11 protein-coding genes are annotated in these 21,040 nt (G+C 38.9%); 6 read left to right on the top strand and 5 right to left on the bottom strand.

Annotated features, from left to right (window positions below; genetic code table 11):
* Nucleotides 1–175: 175 nt before the first annotated feature.
* The 6 genes from LK994_RS03440 to LK994_RS03415 all read left to right on the top strand — a co-directional run bounded on the left by LK994_RS03440 (nt 176) and on the right by LK994_RS03415 (nt 6,504).
* Complete coding sequence (locus LK994_RS03440; RefSeq protein WP_229761491.1) at nt 176–1,279, top strand: slipin family protein; 1,104 nt, start codon at nt 176–178, stop codon at nt 1,277–1,279.
* A gap of 117 nt (nt 1,280–1,396) precedes the next feature.
* Nucleotides 1,397–1,540, top strand: coding sequence for a hypothetical protein (locus LK994_RS03435; RefSeq protein WP_229761490.1), 144 nt, complete (start codon nt 1,397–1,399; stop codon nt 1,538–1,540).
* Between the two features lie 367 nt (nt 1,541–1,907).
* A complete protein-coding gene (locus tag LK994_RS03430; RefSeq protein ID WP_229761489.1) occupies nt 1,908–3,356 on the top strand; it encodes an RtcB family protein in 1,449 nt (482 codons plus the stop codon).
* A gap of 557 nt (nt 3,357–3,913) precedes the next feature.
* Nucleotides 3,914–5,362 (top strand): RapZ C-terminal domain-containing protein, encoded by a 1,449-nt coding sequence (locus tag LK994_RS03425; protein ID WP_229761488.1) that lies wholly within the window; start codon nt 3,914–3,916, stop codon nt 5,360–5,362.
* Nucleotides 5,363–5,409: 47 nt separating this feature from the next.
* A complete protein-coding gene (locus tag LK994_RS03420; RefSeq protein WP_229761487.1) occupies nt 5,410–5,760 on the top strand; it encodes a four helix bundle protein in 351 nt (116 codons plus the stop codon).
* A gap of 18 nt (nt 5,761–5,778) precedes the next feature.
* Nucleotides 5,779–6,504, top strand: coding sequence for a nucleotidyltransferase family protein (locus LK994_RS03415; protein WP_229761486.1), 726 nt, complete (start codon nt 5,779–5,781; stop codon nt 6,502–6,504).
* Here LK994_RS03415 and LK994_RS03410 read toward each other — a convergent pair.
* The 5 genes from LK994_RS03410 to LK994_RS03390 form a co-directional block, all read right to left on the bottom strand.
* Nucleotides 6,501–8,399: a T9SS type A sorting domain-containing protein gene (locus LK994_RS03410; RefSeq protein WP_229761485.1), complete on the bottom strand. Its 1,899-nt coding sequence runs from the start codon at nt 8,397–8,399 to the stop codon at nt 6,501–6,503. The genes LK994_RS03415 and LK994_RS03410 overlap by 4 nt on opposite strands.
* Before the next feature lie 127 nt (nt 8,400–8,526).
* Nucleotides 8,527–9,864 carry an efflux RND transporter periplasmic adaptor subunit gene (locus tag LK994_RS03405; protein WP_229761484.1) on the bottom strand — a complete coding sequence of 446 codons (1,338 nt, stop codon included), beginning with the start codon at nt 9,862–9,864 and terminating at the stop codon, nt 8,527–8,529.
* A 54-nt stretch (nt 9,865–9,918) separates the two neighbouring features.
* Nucleotides 9,919–11,349, bottom strand: coding sequence for a TolC family protein (locus LK994_RS03400; protein ID WP_229761483.1), 1,431 nt, complete (start codon nt 11,347–11,349; stop codon nt 9,919–9,921).
* A 155-nt stretch (nt 11,350–11,504) separates the two neighbouring features.
* Nucleotides 11,505–11,786: a hypothetical protein gene (locus LK994_RS03395; protein ID WP_229761482.1), complete on the bottom strand. Its 282-nt coding sequence runs from the start codon at nt 11,784–11,786 to the stop codon at nt 11,505–11,507.
* A 62-nt stretch (nt 11,787–11,848) separates the two neighbouring features.
* Nucleotides 11,849–21,013 carry a beta strand repeat-containing protein gene (locus tag LK994_RS03390; RefSeq protein WP_229761481.1) on the bottom strand — a complete coding sequence of 3,055 codons (9,165 nt, stop codon included), beginning with the start codon at nt 21,011–21,013 and terminating at the stop codon, nt 11,849–11,851.
* Nucleotides 21,014–21,040: the final 27 nt, after the last annotated feature.

The following is a 21,040-nucleotide window of genomic DNA, read 5'->3' as shown; positions in this document are numbered from 1 at the left end:
TAAACAGTGTGAATGTTTTTTCATTTCAACAATAATATTTTATTACACACGTGTAGTAAATGAGGTATTGCCGAAACGGATAAATGAACACCCTTGAAATCAGCTTCCGTAATTAACGGATGGCAAACAAGCCAAGCTTTATTTAAAAAAATTAAAAAATTTTAAAATAGAACAAATGAAAAAAATCATGATCAACGCCTACCAGGTAGCCTTGGTATTTAAAAATAGCGTGTACAAAAAAATGTTGACTGAAGGAAACTATTGGTTGTGGTTTGGAGAAACCGCAATGATATATGATGTAACTAAACCCTTCATTGCACCAATAGAATTAAACATTTTATTGCAAGATGCTGCATTGGCAAATGCTTTGCAGGTGATTGAAGTAAATGACAATGAAATTGCGTTGCGTTATGAAAACGGTTTGTTGAAGCAAGTGTTGACTGCCGGTCGTTATGCTTATTGGAAGAGCGAAGTCAATCAATTCGATTTCATTAAAGCAGATATCGGCAAGATCGAGATCACTGAAAACATCAGTCGTGCTGTGTTGCAGAACCCTTTGGTAGCACCATACGTACGTGTGTTCAATGTGGCAAACTTTGAAAAAGGCGTGGTGTATATTGATGGAAAGTATGTACAAATTTTGCCAGCAGGTATTTACTTCTGGTGGAAGAATAACATCTCTATCGTAATGAGTGTGATCGATATCCGTATGCAGCAAATAGAGATCAATGGTCAGGAGATATTGACCAAAGATAAAGCTGCATTGCGTATCAACGGTTATGCCCAATACAAAGTAGCAGATGTAGAAAAAGCTGTGTTGCAAAACAAAGATTACGAACGTCAGTTGTATATGGCTTTCCAGTTGGCATTGCGTGAGTATGTGGGAGGTTTGGCTTTTGATGAATTGTTGGAGAAAAAAGATTCCATCGTTCCATTCATTTTGGAAGCAGTAAAAACTGCTGCTGACGAATTGGGTGTTAGCGTAAATGGTTTCGGTATCCGTGATATCATTTTGCCAGGCGATGTAAAAGACATCATGAACAAAGTGTTGGTAGCAGAAAAGAACGCACAGGCCAACAGCATTATGCGTAGAGAAGAAACTGCCAGCACCCGTAGCTTGTTGAACACTGCAAAATTGATGGAAGACAATGCCATGTTGTGGAAATTGAAAGAGATGGAATACGTAGAAAAAATTGCCGACAAGATCAGCAACATCAGCGTAAATGGTAATGGCGTTTTGATCGATCAGTTGAAGCAGATCTTTGTGCCGCAGAAATAAAATATACATCCGGTACTATTTTCCGGTGCCGGATGTTTTTTGTTTATATAGGGAGAAAAATGAGAGAGCGACGGTGCTAAAAGTGAGATGTATGATTTGAGAAATGAGGTGTATGGTGTGAGAAATGAAACAGGTGGTAGAAAAAGTGAAATAGATTTTATAAGAAGTAAAAAATACTGTGTCAAAAGTGAAATAGACATTGAAAATAGTGAAATGGCTAGTGCAAAAAGAGAAAACGCCATTGTAAAAAATGAAAAGTAATATGCTCAAAGTGAAAACTATTTTGCTCAAAGTGAAAACACTTGTGCTATAAATAGCGACAACTTAGTTAATTTAAAGCTGTAATAACTTTTGTAACAAGCTCTAGTGCTGCTAATGAACATCGTTGTGTCACTCACTTGTACGGCATACCTTTATTGAGCTTTTAACCGAGCGAATGTTGTTGGTCAGGCGACCAACAACGACGAAGGATTGTCTGCATCAGGATTTACAGGATTAAAGGATTACAAGGATACCCGCATTCATGTTGAGTATATTTTCTAACTATTAATAAAAAAAAATAATCGAACAAGGTTTCGGGTTCGCTCTGTGTATACTTTGTGCACTTTGCGAAATAAAATATAATAAAATGAGCAAATTAAAATTAACCGGTAAACAGATCCGGGCTATCGGCTACGAAGAAGGGCCGGTGGTAAGTGTGGCCATGCATGCCATGTGCACACACTTTAAACATCATACAGAAGTAGAAGCATTGCAAATATTAAAAGATGTATTAGCTACTCCGGAAAATTATCTGGCGGATGAAGTGTTATCTAAAATTGCAGAAAAATTAATTGAACCTGTAATAGAAGAAACTACAGAAATTCCGTTGAATGAAAATAGTGTGGCATACAATGTATTCGGTGCCAAACATATTGAAGAAGGTGCTTTATTGCAAATGCAAACCGCAGCGAAATTGCCAGTGGCAGTGGCCGGTGCGTTAATGCCTGATGCCCACCAGGGCTATGGCTTACCGATTGGTGGTGTGTTGGCAACAGATAATGCCATCATTCCGTATGCAGTGGGTGTAGACATTGGTTGCAGAATGTGTTTGAGCTTTTTTGCGATTGAACCGGATGCTTTGAAAAAGAAAGAAGCCTATTTTCAAAGAGAGTTAGTAGCCAATACATTGTTTGGTGCAGGCAGAGAATTTGCTGAAAGAACTGAACATGAAGTACTGGACAGAAAAGAATTTTCAGAAATAAATTTCTTGCAATCATTACAACATAAAGCGTTGAAGCAGTTAGGCTCTTCCGGTAGTGGTAACCATTTTGTAGAGTTTGGGAAAGTGGAAATTACTGATGCTGACAATCCGATGGGATTGGCAGTTGGTAATTATGTTGGCTTGTTGAGCCATAGTGGTAGCAGAGGGTTGGGCGCAAATATTGCCAACTACTACACACAAATTGCGATGCAAAAAACTGTGTTGCCAAAAGAAGCTAAACATTTAGCATGGCTGGATCTGGATACTGAAGAAGGTATGGAATACTGGCTGGCTATGAATTTGGCGGGAGACTATGCAAGTGCTTGTCATCATACCATACATGCAAAAATTGCAAAAGCGATTGGAGAGAAACCAATTGCAAGAGTAGAGAACCATCACAACTTTGCATGGAAAGAAATGTATGAAGGCAAAGAAGTGATCGTACATCGGAAAGGTGCTACACCGGCAGGCAAGGATGTATTGGGAATTATTCCCGGCTCTATGACTGCACCGGGCTTTATTGTAAAAGGTAAAGGTGAACCAACTTCTTTGAATTCTGCATCTCATGGAGCAGGAAGAAAAATGAGCAGAAGCAAAGCACTGGCTAATATTACTCATGAAGCATTGAAGAATGAATTGAAAGCACATGGTGTAAAACTGATCGGTGGTGGTTTGGATGAAGCGCCTTTTGCTTATAAGGATATTAATGAAGTGATGGCCTGTCAAAATACTTTGGTGGATGTGTTGGGGAGATTTTATCCGGCTATTGTACAGATGGATGGAACGGATCCGAGGAAATTTAAGAAGAGGAGGGATGAGATTAGTGGAGAGTGAGTTCTTCTTATCTTACTTTTTTGCGGAAAAAAAGTAAGCAAAAAAACCGCCCCAAAACGATTACATCCCGTTTTGGGGTTGGTTCCCTGATTGGGCTATTGTACTACTGTAAACTGGACATTGGTAATTCTACATTATGTTTTATTTAGAACAGATGGAGAGAATAAACATTTATTTTTAATAAGCACTTTCTATGAATCTTTATGCCACCTGCAATTGTGCAGATGGATGGAACGGATCCGAAGAAGTTTAGAAAAAGGAGAGATGAGATAAGCGGGGAGTGATGTGTCATTTTTAAACATTCTATTCGCAGATACTCTTATGTTACTTTTTTTGTGAAAAAAAAAGTAACTCCCGAAATAATCGGGACAGGCACCAAAGCCGCCCCAAAACGATTACATCCCGTTTTGGGGTTGGTTCCCTGATTAAACTTTTGTACTACTGTAAACTGAACATTGGTAATTCTACATTATGTTATATTTCGAACCGATGCATTATTCTATTTGCTGTGAATCTCCGTTAAATTTTTTCGTTTTGACTATCTTTGCCCACATAATATGCAACAGATAACAGATAACATTAAAGCCTTATTCAGTCAGTACAGTGATGCGGCTATTACTATCATTGAAAAATTACCTCAGAGCGGTGGCGACAGGATCTATTTCAGGTTGATTACAGATAAAGGGAATTTTATTGCTACTTACAATACCAATATAAAAGAGAACAATACGTTTATTGCTTTTAGCAAACATTTTAAAAATGCCCATTGTCCTGTTCCGGAAATTTATGCCGTGAATGATGACGCTACTATATATATACAACAGGATTTTGGTGATGCATCTTTATTACATGAGTTAGAAACCATCGGGCATACTGATAAAGTATATGCGTTGTATCAAAAAAGCCTGAAGCAATTGGCTAATCTGCAGATCAACGGAGATAAAGGATTGGATTATGATCTGTGTATTACGAGTAAAGAATTTGGTAAGCAGGCTATCATTGCCGACCTGTTATATTTTAAATACTATTTTCTTGATACTTTAAAAATTCCTTACGATAAAGAAAAACTCATTGATGATTTTGATGCGTTGAGTACTTACTTAAGTCATGTTGATCATAAATATTTTATGTTCCGTGATTTTCAGAGCAGGAATGTGATGGTAAAAGATGAAGAAGTTTATTTCATCGATTACCAGGGAGGTATGAAAGGTGCTTTGCAATATGACGTGGCAAGTTTGTTATGGCAAGCCAAAGCAGAGTTAAGCGATGAATGGAAAAATAAGTTATTACAATATTATATTAGCTGCGTTGAAGAAATTGTACAAAAGCCGATAGATAAAAGTCGTTTTGAGGCGCAATACAATGGGTATGTGTTGATACGTTTATTGCAGGTGTTGGGAGCGTATGGCTTTAGAGGATTGTTTGAACGCAAGGCACATTTCTTAACAAGCATTCCATTGGCATTACATAATTTAAAATGGTTCTTATTCAATAAGCATGTGGGTATTGTGCTTCCTGAGTTTGAACGATTACTGCAAATAATCATCCAGGATGATATTGTAAAAAGATTTCAACCAACAAAGGCTACAGCGGCCACTCCACTGGTGGTGAAGATCAATAGTTTTTCTTACCTGAAAACAGGTTATCCCAAAGATGAAACAGAAAATGGCGGAGGATTTGTATTTGATATGAGAGGTATTTTAAATCCCGGGAGAATTGATGAATTTAAAACGCAAAGCGGTTTGGATAAGGGCGTGAAAGATTTTTTAGAACAACAAACAAAAATGCCAGACTTCTTAAACAGCATTTACAATATTGTAGATATTGCTGTGGAAGATTATATCACAAGAGGTTTCGAAAGTTTAATGGTCAATTTCGGTTGTACTGGCGGTCAACATAGAAGTGTGTATGCTGCTGAACAGGTAGCAAGACATTTAAAAAATAAATTCAATGTAAAAATTGAATTGAATCACATGAATAAAGAAAACTGGAGGAGAGAGTTATGATCATAGTTCATGGTTGATAGTTCATAGTAAACTCATTATCTTTAAAAATGGCATTTAGATTCGAAGAATTAAAAGTTTGGCAATTAGCACTGAGATTAAGCAATGAAATTGATTTGTTGGTAAAACCGTTTCCAAAAGAAGAGCTATATAGTTTGTCTTCTCAAATGAAAAGAGCAGCAGACTCTGTTGTTTTAAATATTGCAGAGGGTAGTACGGGGCAATCTAAGCCTGAATTTAAACGCTTTTTAGGAATAGGATTGAGATCAGCAATAGAAGTAGTCTCTTGTTTATTCATTGCTCAATCCAGGAAATATATTAGTGAGGAAAATTTCAAAAAATACTACGATGAGTATGAAGTATTGTGCAAAATGATTACGAAGTTGAGGGACTCTATGTAATTCTATGAACTATGAACTATGAACAATTTTAAAGCAATCATCTTCTCTGCAGGATTAGGTACACGTTTTAAGCCTTGGACAGATTCACATCCAAAGGCGCTTGCTATTGTAAATGGCAAATCTTTATTACAACGTAATATTGAATACTTACAACAATATGGTATTACAGATGTGGTTGTAAATGTTCATCATTTTCCTGATCAGATCATAGATGCGATCAATGCAAATGGAGGATGGGGGAGTAATATTGCTATCAGTGATGAGAGCAAGGAAGTATTGGAAACAGGCGGAGGCTTATTAAAAGCAAGACATTTGTTGGAAAACGATGAATTTTTTATTACGCTAAATGTAGATGTGCTGACAGATCTTGATCTGAATAAATTAATAGCTTTTCATATCGAAAACAATCCGTTGATCTCTTTCGGTATCACTGATAGATTGACCTCACGTAATTTTTTATTTGATAAGAGTAATCGTTTGTGTGGTTGGAGAAATAATATTACTAAAGAAGAAAAAATAGCTATCTCAAAACCCGATCTCCGGGAAAAGGCATATAGCTGCGTAGCGGTGTTTAATTCAGCCGTGTTTTCTCTTATCAAACAAACAGGAAAATTTTCGCTTACTGAAACGTATCTCGATCTGGCAAAGGATAATACCATTTTAGGTTTCAATCATACGGGTGATAAATGGGTAGATGTAGGGAAGCCTGAAAGCGTGGCGATTGCTGAAAAACTATTTCCTTAGTGTTTTACTATTATTCTCTGCGTTTGTGTATTTCCATTACTAAGCAGCTTGATCATATATACTCCTTCGAGTAAGTTGGTAGTATTTATTTTTATCATTCTATCAACTATTATTTGTCTTGATAATTTTCTTCCAACGGCATCGTATAATTCAACACTGGTTTTACCAGAAGAATTATTTGATGAAATGATTTGTATAAAATTGCTGGCAGGGTTTGGATAGATCTGAAAGTCAGTAACTGTGCCGTTATTTAACTTCATTATGGTGCTGTATATCGAAAGCCCATTTTTGTCTATTTCTTTTATACGGTAAAAAACATTACCTGAAAATGAATATGGATAAGTGAATTGATAATTACTTTGATTCGGTTCATCAATCACCACTTCACCGGCATATTGCCATGTAGTACCGTTCTTACTTATCTCGATTATAAATTTATTAGCATTAATTACCGGAGTGGCAACTTTCCATTCAAGAAATGCCATTCTATTTTTTTCAACCGCATAGTTGTACATGAATTTTACCGGAACAAGCCCAAAGCTGAATGGAGTTGGTACATTTTCTCCCAACTCATTGGCGATACCATTTTGGTTAGGATCGACCACGGCCGGTGTTCCGTTATTTGATGAATCAATAATATTGATAGGTCCGCTATCACTGCTGATATTAGCTGTTGCAATGGCTGAGTTATAATAGATCTGGTTAGCGGTTAAGTTGCTTGCCGTAAAAGTCACTTCAAGTTTAGTAAAATAATTCTCCAAAGGGGAGGTGCGGTTGGCTAATTGCTGATTTGGCGCTAACAAATCAGTTATTGTTATTCCGTTATAAGAACTGTTAAGAAGGAGGCCAGGTGTATTGAACCCGGGAATAAAATTTGCTGTTACATTACTTACATTACCAGCTCCGAATACTTTTCCCAGATCTTCTGTAATATTGATATTATTCAAAATAACATTGCCCAGATTTTGTAAATATATTTCATAGGTCAGCTCAAAAGAATTATTTGATAATTTTGTTGCTCCGACTAATCTTTTTGTAGTACCTACTACAGGTGAAATACTTGTATTATCGATTGGAGCTAATCCATTCTGAAAATTTTTTAGACCGCCTAATATATTACTCCCGATATCATAATCAAAATAATAGCAGGAGTCGGTTGAGTTGGTTCCGGTTATTTCCAGTTTGCCATTCAGGTAAGCTATACCAAAACAGTTTTTGGGCATTGTATGTAGAAATGTTCCGGTTGCATTTCCTGAGCCACCATTATAATTGGTGATCTCGTAAAATTTTGAAGAGTCTCTGCCCAGGGTAGTGAATAATCTTCCGTTTGGTAAAATGCACAGGTCTCCATTACCTATATCAGAGGGGAAATTTCCTGCAGAAAACTGAAGTGTTTTTGATGCAAGAATATTACCTGTCATGATATCATATTGATCCATGATACAGGTGCCTTCGGTTTTGTTGTAATTACGTAATGTCCAGAGATTACCACTATTGTCGAACTCAAAATTATTTACAGAATAAGTGGGTGTAAAGTTTGGGTCGACGGGTATCGTTGCCGGACAAATAATATTATTAGGCAGTCCAACGTCTAATACCCATATTCTTGAGTTAGGGCTGAATCGTACATCGTTTACATAAATCTTGTTGTCTTTTGGGTTGTATGCAATGAATGTATTGTTGTAGTCGGGTATTTGGTTTTTTAGATCACAATTGTTCAAAACAGATGAACTTCCAAATGGGTTGCTGACGATTGAAAATGCAGGAGAAAGCGGGTCTGCACAAGTATTACTTCCTAAATTAACTAAAAGTGATTGCTGTGCAAGAGTAACATTGTAAGATATACAACAGAAGAGAATGATCAGTAATAGTCTTATTGTATGTATTCTTTTCATCTGGAAGTAGCAGTGAGTGTAGAGAGTCTGCTTACAAGGTACTACATTTTATGTTTTTGCAGCCTGCCGAAAATGAAAAAAGCTGATCCTATTATTGGGATCAGCTTTTTTTAAAGCGTGTTACTATTTATTTCTTGGCTTCAAAGAGGTCTTTTTTCTCCACTACTTTTACTTTATCTTTTTCTTTGAGTTGCTTGCTGATAACATCGTACGGCCCTGTGATCACTTGCTCTCCTTCTTTTAACCCTTCTGTCACTTCAATATGATTGATGTCTTGTATGTCTGTTTTTACTTTTACTTTCTTTACAAGTCCTTCCTTATCAATAACAAATACCACTACATCTAAATCATCTGAGGCGGCGGCGGCAGCTTCTTTAGGTCTTTCATTTTTGCTACTGTCAGTTTTCTCTCTTGTGGTAACGGCGTTTATAGGCACGCTCAATACATTAGTATGTGTTTTTGTTCTGATATCTGCACTGGCACTCATTCCAGGTCTGAATGGGAATGATCCTTTTCCTAACAGATCGGTGTAGCTTTCGGGTAACAAACGAATGTAAACTTTATAATTAGTTACATCAGAGCTTGTATTGCTTGTAACAGAAGCTGTAGTAGCACCATTATTGCTGCTGGCTATTTGTGTTACAATACCTTTAAATTTTCTATCACTATATGCATCTACATCAACAATAGCACTATCACCCAAATGTACTTTTGGGATATCACTTTCACCCACATCAACTCTTATTTCAATTTTTTGCATATCGGCAATCCGCATCATTTCTGTTCCTACGTTAAAACTGTTGCCTGCAACTTTCTCTCCCTTTTTTACGTTTAATAAACTTACCACACCATCCATTGGTGCTACGATAACCGTTCTTCCGAGGTCTTTGTTGGCCTTTGCTAAATTGGCCTGTGCACTTTGTATGGAAGCATATCCGCCTTTAATATTTTGCAATGCTGCATTGTAATTAGCCTGTGCAGTTTTGAAACTGGCTTCCGCAACATTAAATTCATTACGACTGATCACTTTATCATCAAACAACACTTTTTGCATGTTGTATGTTTTTTGTGCCTGTTCTAACTGTGCTTTAAGTGCATCAACTGCTGCACGAGTGTTAGCCGCCTGTGCTTCAGTTTGTGCAACGCCGCTAGCTGCCTGATTGCGCTGAATGTCATAAATATCTGCATATATACGGGCAAGCACTTGTCCTTTTTTTACCGTATCGCCTTCCTGTACATTTAGCTCTGTAATTTCTCCGCTTATATCGGGGCTAACCTTTACTTCGATTTCGGGATAAATTTTTCCGCTGGCATTCACGATTTCCGTGATGTCTCGTTTTTGAGCTTTCTCGGTTGTTACTTTTATGCCTTCATTTTTTCCAAACACGCCGGTCATTTTTAGACCGATCATTAAAAGGACCAATCCGATTAAACTACCAATTATCCATTTAGCTTTTTTACTCATAAAACTTTAATTTATTTTTTGTAACCAGCATTTGATCTTTATTCAACTTCCAACCTACAACTTCAACCCCTGTCCTTTATAAAACTCCAATACTTTCATTTTAAAAACATAATCAAATTGGTTTTGTACCAATTCTAATTTTGCTCTTAAAAGATTATTCTGATTGGTAACTAACTCTAAAGTGGTCAACATACCAACGTCATATCTTTTTTGTGCGTATGAATAACTGCGTTCAGCCGTCTCAACACTTTTTTTAGAAGCGTTGAATTTTTCCATTGCCACGATAGCTGCATTATATGCCTGATAAATATCCTGTTTGATCTTTTGATTGTCTGCTTCTTTTTGCAGTTCAAGATTTTTTACAGTGAGTTTGCTGCGTTCCCAATTTGTACGCAGATTGCCTCCGTTAAAAATAGGTACACTTAAACTAAGTCCTATTGATTGACGGAAATTTTCATCCAGTTGCCTGAAAAATTTGGTCTTGCTATAATTATAAGACGAGTATGGTTGTGAGGGGTAAACGCTGTAATCAGTACCGCTTATACTTACTTTGCCAATAGGAGCATTGATAAGGGTGACTCCGGTTATTTCCTGTGCTCTGCTATTATATCCACTACCCAAACTTGCGAATGCAGCAATGGTTGGGTACATTTTACTTTTTGCCGAAGCTGAATTTTTTTGAGCAGCTTTCAATTTAAAATCATTTACTCTTTGCTGAGGAAGATTTGCTATCGCTAATGCATATACGTTTTCCGGTTGAAGGTCTGCAATCTTTTCTATCGGTATAAATTCTACCGGAGGAGCTACGATCTCGAAAGGTGTTGCGGCATCCAGCGACATATATGCTTTAAGATTAAGCATAGCTTGTTCTACATTCCCCTTTGCGCTAACAACTGTTGAACTATCTCTGGCTACCTGTGCTTTCAATTCTGCTGCATTTAATTCCGGCAGTGAGCCAGCATTAACTAATTTTCGGGTATTTTTTAATTGCTGCTGCGTTTGCTCTAACTGGACTTTTGCAATTTTTTCCTGCTCCATTGTAAGAAGGATTTGCAGGTATGAATTTGAAACGGCTAAAGCAATGTCATCTTTTAGTTTATCTGTGCTTGCCCTGGCAGCTTCGGCCTCCCATTTATTTGCAGCGATAGTATTTTGTTTACTATACCAGTTAAAAATATCAACACTGCTTTGCAGTTGCATATTGGCAGATAAATAACTTTGAGTGATCAGGCTAAATGAAGTTGGATCCTGATTGCGGCCACTGTTATAACTTGGCGAACCACTGAAATTTAATGTGGGGAATTGTCCTTGTTTGCTTTGATTATATTGTAAGGTTGATATCTTACTTTGAATATATGTTTGCTTAACGGTAATATTATTAGCCAGCGCATAATCAACACATTTTCGCAGATCCCATTTTTGTTGTGCAATGCTTGAATGGCACATTGCTATAATAAATAAAGAAAAGAATAGTTTACGTAGCATATAACAAAAATAATCTATCGGTAAATACTAAACTAATATCAATGGGATAAACGGTATTTAATAATCAGCCATTGGCAGATGATTTTAGTCAGGCAGGGGATAAAAAAAGCACCTCCTTTATAGAGAGGTGCTTTTAATTTAGTAAGATCGAAATATTAATTATTGTGTACCACCGTTTGTGGTATCATTTCTTTTTTTTTTGCATTCCTGCGTTTAATTGCCCATATACCTAAACCTAAACCTACTGCAAGCAAGCCAATACTCATCCACTGAGTCAATGGTACTGCAGGTGGACGGTAATCAGGATTACCTCCCGGGTTGTCATCGGGATTTTGAGCAAATAATACTACCGGCATCATGAATACTATCACCATCACCAACATCGGATACAACCGATTTGCGATACCTGATAATGATGTCTTTAACTGAATTTTCATTTTTTATAATTTTATTTCAAGAGTTCAAAAATAATTGTTTTGACTGTATTTTGGGTTGTTTTTTAGTTCACTACTATTCTTTCGATCAGCTTAGCACCGTTTGGTCTGGTGATCTCCAATTGATACAGTCCTTTACTTACAACTGACGGCAAAGATACAACTTGTGTGCTATTTCCGCCATTATGCGTAAAGTTTGTTGTCATCAGTTCCTGACCAACACTGCTGATCAGACGGATACCATAGCGACCTTTATCCTGGTTGTTCAACTGCAGGCTAACCTGGTTGTTCGTGATAACTGTTGAAGACAATTCGATCGATGATTTAACTGCTCCCATTACCACTCTTACCACTGTAGTGTATTTAACTACTCCTGACAGATCTACTGTCTTGATCCTGTAGTAGTTAGTTCCTGCAACAGGGTTGGCATCAGTAAGGCTGTAAGTAGCTGATCCGCCATTGTTGGCTGAAGCACTTACCATTCCTACCTGTGTAAAGTTAACGCCGTCGGTTGAGTGTTCTACTGCGTATTCTTTAACACCGCTTTCTACCGCTACTTTCCAATCTATCTGCATTGCAGTATTTTTTTGCTGTGCATTTAAGTTGGTAATAGTTACCGGTGTTGGTGTGCTGAACACGATACGGAACCTGTCGGTGAACGATGCTGCCACTGCAGGGTCTGCGTTGAACACTACGGAAGAGGTAGTACTTAAATCAAATGGTGTAGATGTATTGAGGTATTTATCTTCCAGTATTGCACTAGTAGCTCCATTATCCAAACCACTTGGCGTGAACTCTAATTTATACGCCTGTTTCTTAAGGTTTGTCATTCTGTAAGGGATCATATCACCACTTACAATTAATTTACGTTGTTCAGCACTCAATACATAAGAACCTCTTACCATACCGATACCATCACCAAAGCCTTGTACTTTAATATTGTCTTTGTTGTCTACATCATTTGAATAAGAATCATCGAAGCCTACGATATTACCATCTGCCAGGTAGTATGTGTTGCCTGATGCTGCATACAGGTTGGTTTCAAGATATGGTATCGCTGCTGTTGGTGATGCCGGTCTGAAGCCACTGCCACCTACATTGCTGCCTGCTGTTTTACAAGCTTCGGTCAACTGGATCGTTCCGTCTGAACCTGATGCATGTACCATGAAGCCTAAACCTGATTGTATCTTAGAACTTGGGGTGTTGCCATAGCTGCCTCCGCCCGGTACAGGTTTCCAAGGTATTGGGGTATTGGCACTGAAGGTTTGATAACCGCCCAAACCATATGAACCGTATAACTGTGGATCCCACAGGTAGAAGGCATTGTCTGCACCGCCACCTCTGTTGAGTAATGTAAAGTCTATTTCTGATGGTAAGATATTACCTACAAGACCATTGGTGCCTGCAGGAATAGTTACTGTCGGATAAGGGGCAGTGTACAACGGACCTTTCACTCTCAACACTGTTTGTGTCGGTGCCGTGATCACTCCTGCTGTATCAACGCCTCTGTCACCTCTTACATATAACATCCATGCATCCGCCGCTGTACCTCTTGATACCTTGGTGGTTAACAGGCTGCCTGTAAAGCCACTCCAGCTTGATCCTGTATATTGTAACAAGGAGTTACCAAATGTCTGTGCATCAAAACCGTTCGCTACTGCATTAGTAGTGCTGGCTGTGATACGGGTACCAAAGCCCGGGTTAGGATCGGCTGTGTAGGTAGTCGCTCCTTCCTGCCATGACTGACGGATCGTTTGGCCTGCAGTAGTTACCGGCACTGCCAGTAATCTCCAGCCTCTGTACGTATTCTGACGGATATAACGTTCAGCAGTCACATTTGCTGTTCCTGATAAAGTTCCCGTTATCTGACCGATAGAACCTGTTCCGGTTGCGTCTGATTTAATTAACACCGCATTGTCGTGGAAGTTAATGCTTCCTGAACCGCTGGCGGTTAATCTTACACCTGGCCCAATGATGAACGTGTCAACCGTATTGGTGAAGTCCAAGGAACCGGTAACATCTAAGTTAGAGGTTAATCTAACCTTACCTGAACCGTTTGCGATCGTTACTGCTCCGCTTGCAGGAGGAACAATACCACACTGCCAGTTGCCTGGTTTAGTATAGTCGTTATCGATAACTCCGGTGAAAGTATAGCCGGTGCAAGTATTCCATTTAGCATACAATACCACATTGGCTGCGCCTAAAGAGAAAGTAACACTACCGGTTGCGGCATAATCAGTACCGTTACCATCAGCTGCTGTATTCCAACCAGCAAATACATATCCGGTTCTTACCAGGTTACCTGTATTCGCTTTTACTGTTACTGTAGAATTATAATTATAAGGACTACTTGCATCAACAGGTGCTGTTCCACTGGTATTATTATTACCGTCGTAAGTTACAGTATAGGTGTTAATTGCGAAACTTGCACTGATCGCAGAATCGCCTCTTACATTGCTGATAGTGTAAGCAGATACCGCACCAACAGAATTACCGTTTACCAATACATCCGCTATATGATAGCCTGTATTAGGTGTTATCGTGTATGCCTGACTGGTACCATAGTTTTTAACAGTAGCGCCATCAGGAGATATACTTCCTCCTGTTCCGGCAGAAGAAGTGATGGTATAGGTGTTAATTGCGAAGCTTGCACTAATAGAAGAATCACCTCTTACATTGCTGATAGTATAAGAAGATACCGCACCAACAGAAACACCGTTTACCAACACATCAGCTATATGATAACCTGTGTTAGGCGTTATCGTGTATGCCTGACTGGTGCCATAGTTTTTAACGGTAGCACCGTCAGGAGATATACTTCCCCCTGTTCCGGCAGAAGAAGTGATGGTATAGGTATTAATTGCAAAGCTTGCACTAATAGAAGAATCGCCTCTTACATTGCTGATAGTATAAGCAGATACCGCACCAACAGAAACACCGTTTACCAATACGTCATTTACATGATAACCTGTATTAGGTGTTATCGTATATGCCTGACTGGTACCATAGTTTTTCACTGTAGCACCATTAGGAGATATACTTCCGTTAGCTCCTGCAGAAGAAGTGATTGTGTAAGTTATTATTTCTCCAACAGCAAAACTTCCGTCACTAGTTGAACTAACACCGGTTATTTGTGTTGATGTAGCGGTTTTGGTTCCTACTGTAGGGTAAGGAGTTGTCCATCCCGAATTGTATCTGCCAACGACAAAATTATTTGTATTAGTACTACCATCCACATCGCTAGCTGCGAAATTAAAAGTAGCTGAATAAGTACCACCTGAAGTAGTGGCGTTAGTTAATGTCCAGGTACGGTTTACACTTTTAGAAGCATTAATGATAGATGTAGCTATGTTGCTATGTTCGCCTGCTGTTGTACTGGCTGTAAGTGTACCTGCGCCGGTTACAGATGAATGTACGGTGGTTACAGGAGCCCAAGTTGTACCATCGCCAATGTCGAAGATTCTTGTAGTGCTGCCTGTGCCGATTGGGTATTGTTGTTTACCTTTTATATGTGATAAATTAGAGGCTGTTATAGTACTACCGCCACTACCCATGATGACAACTTTATTATTTGTCAACGCATCAAGAATACCTTTTGTTAATCTTAAAGTGTTATTGATTGTAATGTTATTCGCTATGATCACATTGCCTGAAGTAGCTTTATCTATTGTCATGTATGCGAATGTTTCACCGCTGGCATTTGTTATAGTCTGATCTCCTGTTGCACCGGTAAACTTCACAGACCTGCTGTTAGGAGCAAAGGTTCCCGTAGTATGAGTCCAGTTACGACCAACAAAAAGATCACCACCTACATCATCGCCTAGTGAAAGATTTCCGGCAATATTTATATCACGTCCTACGGTAACAGCTCCGCTTGAAATCCCTGCTCCATAATCCATATAGAATGCAGCTCCTGCATCTATTGTCAGATCTCTGGCTAATGATAAATTTGTTTGATTATCAATAATACTATTAGGATAATTCAATGTTGTACTATTTGAAACTTGTACATCATTCGGATAACCTGCGCCGGAATTGCTATTCCACTCTGCAACCCTGCTATATATACCTCCCGAATTATATTTCAATAAAGAGTTACTTCCATAAATTGGGGGATTGGTATTTACAAAGCAACTGGTTGTACTATTGATTGACAATGTTCCATCAAGAGTGGTAATAGCACCATTAGAATTACCGAAATCAAGATTACCATTTGTATTTAAATTGACAGTTACATTCTGACCAATATTCAATCTACCAGTTCCATTATTATTAGCAATTACTTTGTATTGATTGATCTCAATTTTACCACCAGTAAGAGAAGAAGTAATTGAACGATTACCATTCACATAGATGGCCCCGCCGGTATTGTTTAATGTAATTGAACGGCCATTTAAATCTAAACCACCGGTATTGTTTAATTGTAAAACACTACCAATCGTACTGTTAATAACAATGTCTGTAGCCGGCGAATTGTTGATCACAACGTTGCCACTGGTGGCTTTGTCAATAATAAGATAATCAAAGAACACGTTGCCATTAGCTGTTTTAGTTATGGTTTGATCTGTGGCAGCTTTGTTAAAGAATACAGCTTTTGAGTTATTTATTTGGTATCCCGTAAATGGTTGTGTTCCGTTTGTACCTGAAGTAGCGGCAACAGTCCAGTTTCCACTTGTTTTAACATCTCCATTAAGGTTTATACCACCGTTGATTAATACATTACCCAAAACATTCAATATATTACTTGTAGTATTTAATGTTGTAGAGGCATCAATTGTTAAATTGCCCGAACATTGAGCATACGTAGATAACATGTTCAATGTAGTTACTGTGCCAGGATTAGAAATTTGTACATCATTCGGATAACCTGCACCGCTAGTAGCTGTTGTCCATTCAAATCCTCTATTGTAAGAATTTCCTGAGTTGTATAAAAGTTTAGATGAGCTGCCATAAGTTGGCGGCACCGCGTTGGTTGCAGAACTTACGGAACCTCCTGCGTTAATTTTTAAGGTGCCATTTACAGTGAATGCACCAAATAATACTTCGAAACTACGAGCCAATGTAAGTGTTGCACCGGTGTTAGTTAAGGTTGCATTTAAGAAATTACAAAGAGAGCCTGCTCCGGATACGGTTAAGGTTCCTGTTGAATTGGTATATTCAAGATTTATGTCGTTACCGGCAGATCCTGAGTAAGCTCCAGTGATGGAACCAGACACAGATATTGTTGGCGCAGAACCGGTCATAGTAATTTTTTTACCAGAGCCTGATGCATTTTGTATGTTACCAGCGGTAACGGTTAAATCTCCAGCAATGGATATATCAACCCCGGGCTGAAGATTTCCGGAAGCTTTATTCACCACTAAATTATTGAATGATTCAGCAGTTGATTTTTTAATTGTTTGATTTCCTGTGCCATTAAAAGTTACAGTGCCACCTGTGCCGGTGAAAGTACCGCCATTATTTTGCCAGCTATTATTTGAGGCATCTACATCGTTACCAGAGATAGTTAGGCCATTTGCTGATATTGCAGTGGCACCATTTTCGATAATGAATCTACCGCCAACCTGGTAGCCACTTGCATTACTGATTGTTATTGCTCCTGAGCCTCCGATCTTAACATTGAAAGGACGATTTAGCCCCACAGCACCTGTTCCGGTAGACCATTCTGGGCCTACTACATATGAGGCTGTTTTATTGTAATATAAGGTAGAGGCAGCACCATAAATAATATAACCAGCGTTGTTAATTGTACCTGTTTCATCTAACTCTAAGGTTCCATTTACTGTATGTGTATGGCTATTATTATTTTGGAAATTTGATGCGGATATTTTTAATGTACCATCAATAGTTGTATTTGGCCCATCATTGTAAGTAACTGTACCTCCGATCAATGAAATATTATATGGTCTTCTTCCGCCAGGAGTAGGCCAAAAGATCAACCCGCCCGTTCCGTTATTTACGCTATATGATCTGTTTAGTACAAGTGTTGATCCTGTAGCCGCATAAGTCCATGTTCCGGTAGAAGTTCCATCAATATCACCACTTGCATTTACCTGGAATGTGCCATTGATTGTAACATTGCCACTGGTTTTAAGTGTGGCGCCAGTCACAGCGAGTGTACCTCCAGCGTCAACAGTGATAGTGCCTGTTTGCGTAAAGTTTGAAGTTACGGTAACAGTAGCCCCATTTACAATTTGCACATCACTACTTGTGGTTGGAGCATTACCACCAACCCAACTGGTACCCGAGGTCCATGTACCGCCTGTTGAGGTAGAAACGAACAAATTTGTAGGAGTGCCAGATAAAGAATTAGATGCTGTTCCATCTCCTACAACATTAACAGCCTTTATTGTTACAGAGTAGGAAGTTCCATTCGTTAACCCGGTTATTATGATCGGGCTGGAAGTGGATGCAGGGCTAACTGCTGTATAAGCGCCTCCATTAAGGGAGTATTTGTAATTTGTTATAGCCGAACCTCCATTAGATCCCGGAGCAGTGAATGCAACAGAAAGAGATGTATTTGAAGGAGTGATTCCGGTTATGGTTGGTGCACCCGGAGTTGTTGCAGGTGTACCGTTTACAGCAGTAGACGGAGCGCCATCGCCTACAGAATTATGTGCAAGTATTCTTACACTATACGTTTGCGCATTAGTTAATCCGGTAATTACAATGGGATTACTTGTTCCGGCTGAAACGAAAGTTCCTCCGTCTAATGAATATTTGTAATCAGTTATTGTAGCGCCGCCATTAAATACCGGAGCAGTAAAGTTTACAGATAAGGTTTGGTTACCTGGTGTAATGCTATTGATTGTTGGAGCGTCGGGAGCAACAGGTGCAGCCAATGGTGTGCCGTTTACTGCATTTGAAGGTGTTCCATCACCAGCTGAGTTGGTGGCAAGAATTCTTACGCTGTAAGTTTGATTGTTTGTCAAACCTGATATTACGATCGGATTCCCTGTTCCTGCTGAAATAAAAGCACCTCCGTCTAATGAATATTTGTAATTAGTTATTGTTGCACCTCCGTTAGAACTTGGAGCAGTATATGCAACTGATAATGTTTGATCTCCGGGGGTTATAGATGTTATTGATGGTGCCGAAGGTGTAGTAGCAGTAACTGTGTAAGTATATGGAGTTGTACCTGATGCAAACAATGCATTTATTGTATAAAGATCAGCATCTGCATTTGCCATAACTGTACTTCCACTGGTTCCGCTTGATCCGTCAAAATCACCTGAAGTAAATAAATAATAATTAACAGTAGTGCCTGCAGCATAACCCGGAATAGTTGCCGTTACATTTGTTCCGGAACGTGTCATTTTTACAACTGCGCCATGTGTATCATCGATTGTACCTGCATAGTATCTTACGTAAGCAGCTTGCCCTGTTACAAAGGCTCCTGAAAGTGTAGCGTTAATAGTTACACTTTGATTGTCTGTTATACCCGAAACCTGGGTATGGCTACTAACACTTGGAATTGCTGTAGTGCCCTGTGCTTGTAATCTGAATACAGCGATCTTTGTGACGCCGGCATCAGTTTTAAAAATATATCTGTCTGTACTGCTGGATACATTTATTTTCCATGCATTACCTGAACCGCTTGTTATGGCAGTTATTGGAGATGATGTATTAGTTGCCATAACAGTTTGATCAACACTTGGTTGTCGGTCTGTTGTATTTGCGGCGTCTCTAAATCTGAAAAAATTATCTTGAATATTGACATTTGAAACTACAATTTTATAGTTTGAAAAGGCGGGGCCCTCAAATGGATAACCAGGACCATAAGTAGCTGATCCTCCTGTTCCCGATTGGTTGGTATAATTACTATTATAGAATTTTGGTGTTGCAACCGGCGTTGCTGACAAAGAATTGGAGGCTGTCCCATCTCCTGCAGCATTTACAGCTTTTAATGTTACAGAATAGGATGTCCCATTAGTTAATCCTGTAATTGTGATCGGGCTTGTTGTAGCAGAAGGGCTAACTGCTACATACGCTCCTCCATTAAGAGAATATTTATAATTAGTTATGGCAGCTCCTCCATTTGAGGATGGATCGCTAAAGTTTACAACAATTTGTGTATTTCCCGGAGATATACTTGTAATGGTAGGAGCTGAGGCTGTTGTAGCAGGTGTAGCATTTGTTGATGCTGAAGCCGTTCCATCTCCGGCAGAGTTGTGTGCAAGAATTCTCACACCATAAGTTTGTCCGTTATTTAATCCTGAAATTACTATTGGATTGTTTGTGTTACCCGTTGATACAAATGTTCCTCCATCCAAAGAGTATTTGTAAAAATCTATTGCGGCACCTCCATTGGAACCAGCTGTATAGTTTACAGATAACGTTTGATTGCTTGGAGTAATTGAGTTAATTGTTGGGGCCGCAGGGGCTCCTACTGCAACAGTGTACTGATAAGGAGTTGTCCCAGACGCAAATAGTGCATTGATTGTATATAGATCTGCATCAGCATTTGTCATGACAGTACTTCCGCTTGTTCCGCTTGATCCGTCAAAATCTCCAGATGTAAACATGTAATAATTAATAGTAGCACCTCCTGTATTGACACTACTCGGAATAGTGGCTGTCACGGAAGTTCCTGAACGAGTCATTTTCACTATAGTACCATTTCCGCTTGAGATAGCACCGGATGCATATCTTAAATAAGCTGCCTGACCAGTAACAAAAGTGCCCGAAAGTGTTGCTGTAATTGTTACATTTTGATTAGCTGTAACACCTGTTACTACTGTATGGCTACTTACGCTGGGTATTGCTGTAGCTCCCTGTGCCTGTAATCTGAAAACAGCAAGTTTTGTAACACCTGCGTCAGTCTTAAAAATATATCGATCAGTGCTACTGGAAACACTTATTCTCCATGCATTGCTGGCCCCACTGTTTATAGAGGTGTAGGTTGTGGCAGTATTTGTCGGCAATATGTCTCCGTTTGCATTAGGTTGTCTATCTGTGCTATTTGCATTGTCTCTAAATCTAAAATACTGATCACCACTACCGGTATTTTGCAATACCAGTTTATAACTTGAGAAAGCGACTGCTTCAAAGGGATATGGCGAACTTCCGCCTGTTCCCGATTGGTTAACATAACTCCCGAAGTTGTAAAACTTTGGCTGAGCATAAGCTCCATTGATAAAAAGTAACATTATAAAAACAGTTAAAGCCGTTCTCATAATGGAGGCAACAATCTTACTTTGTTCGGGAAAAATAGGTAGTACTCTTTTCATATGCATACAAGTTTATCGTTTTAGATT

The organism is Ferruginibacter lapsinanis, from assembly GCF_020783315.1.
In the GTDB taxonomy this organism is placed as follows: Bacteria; Bacteroidota; Bacteroidia; order Chitinophagales; family Chitinophagaceae; genus Ferruginibacter; species Ferruginibacter lapsinanis.
Note: the sequence above shows the minus strand (reverse complement) of the source record. Positions and strands in the feature narration are given on the sequence as shown.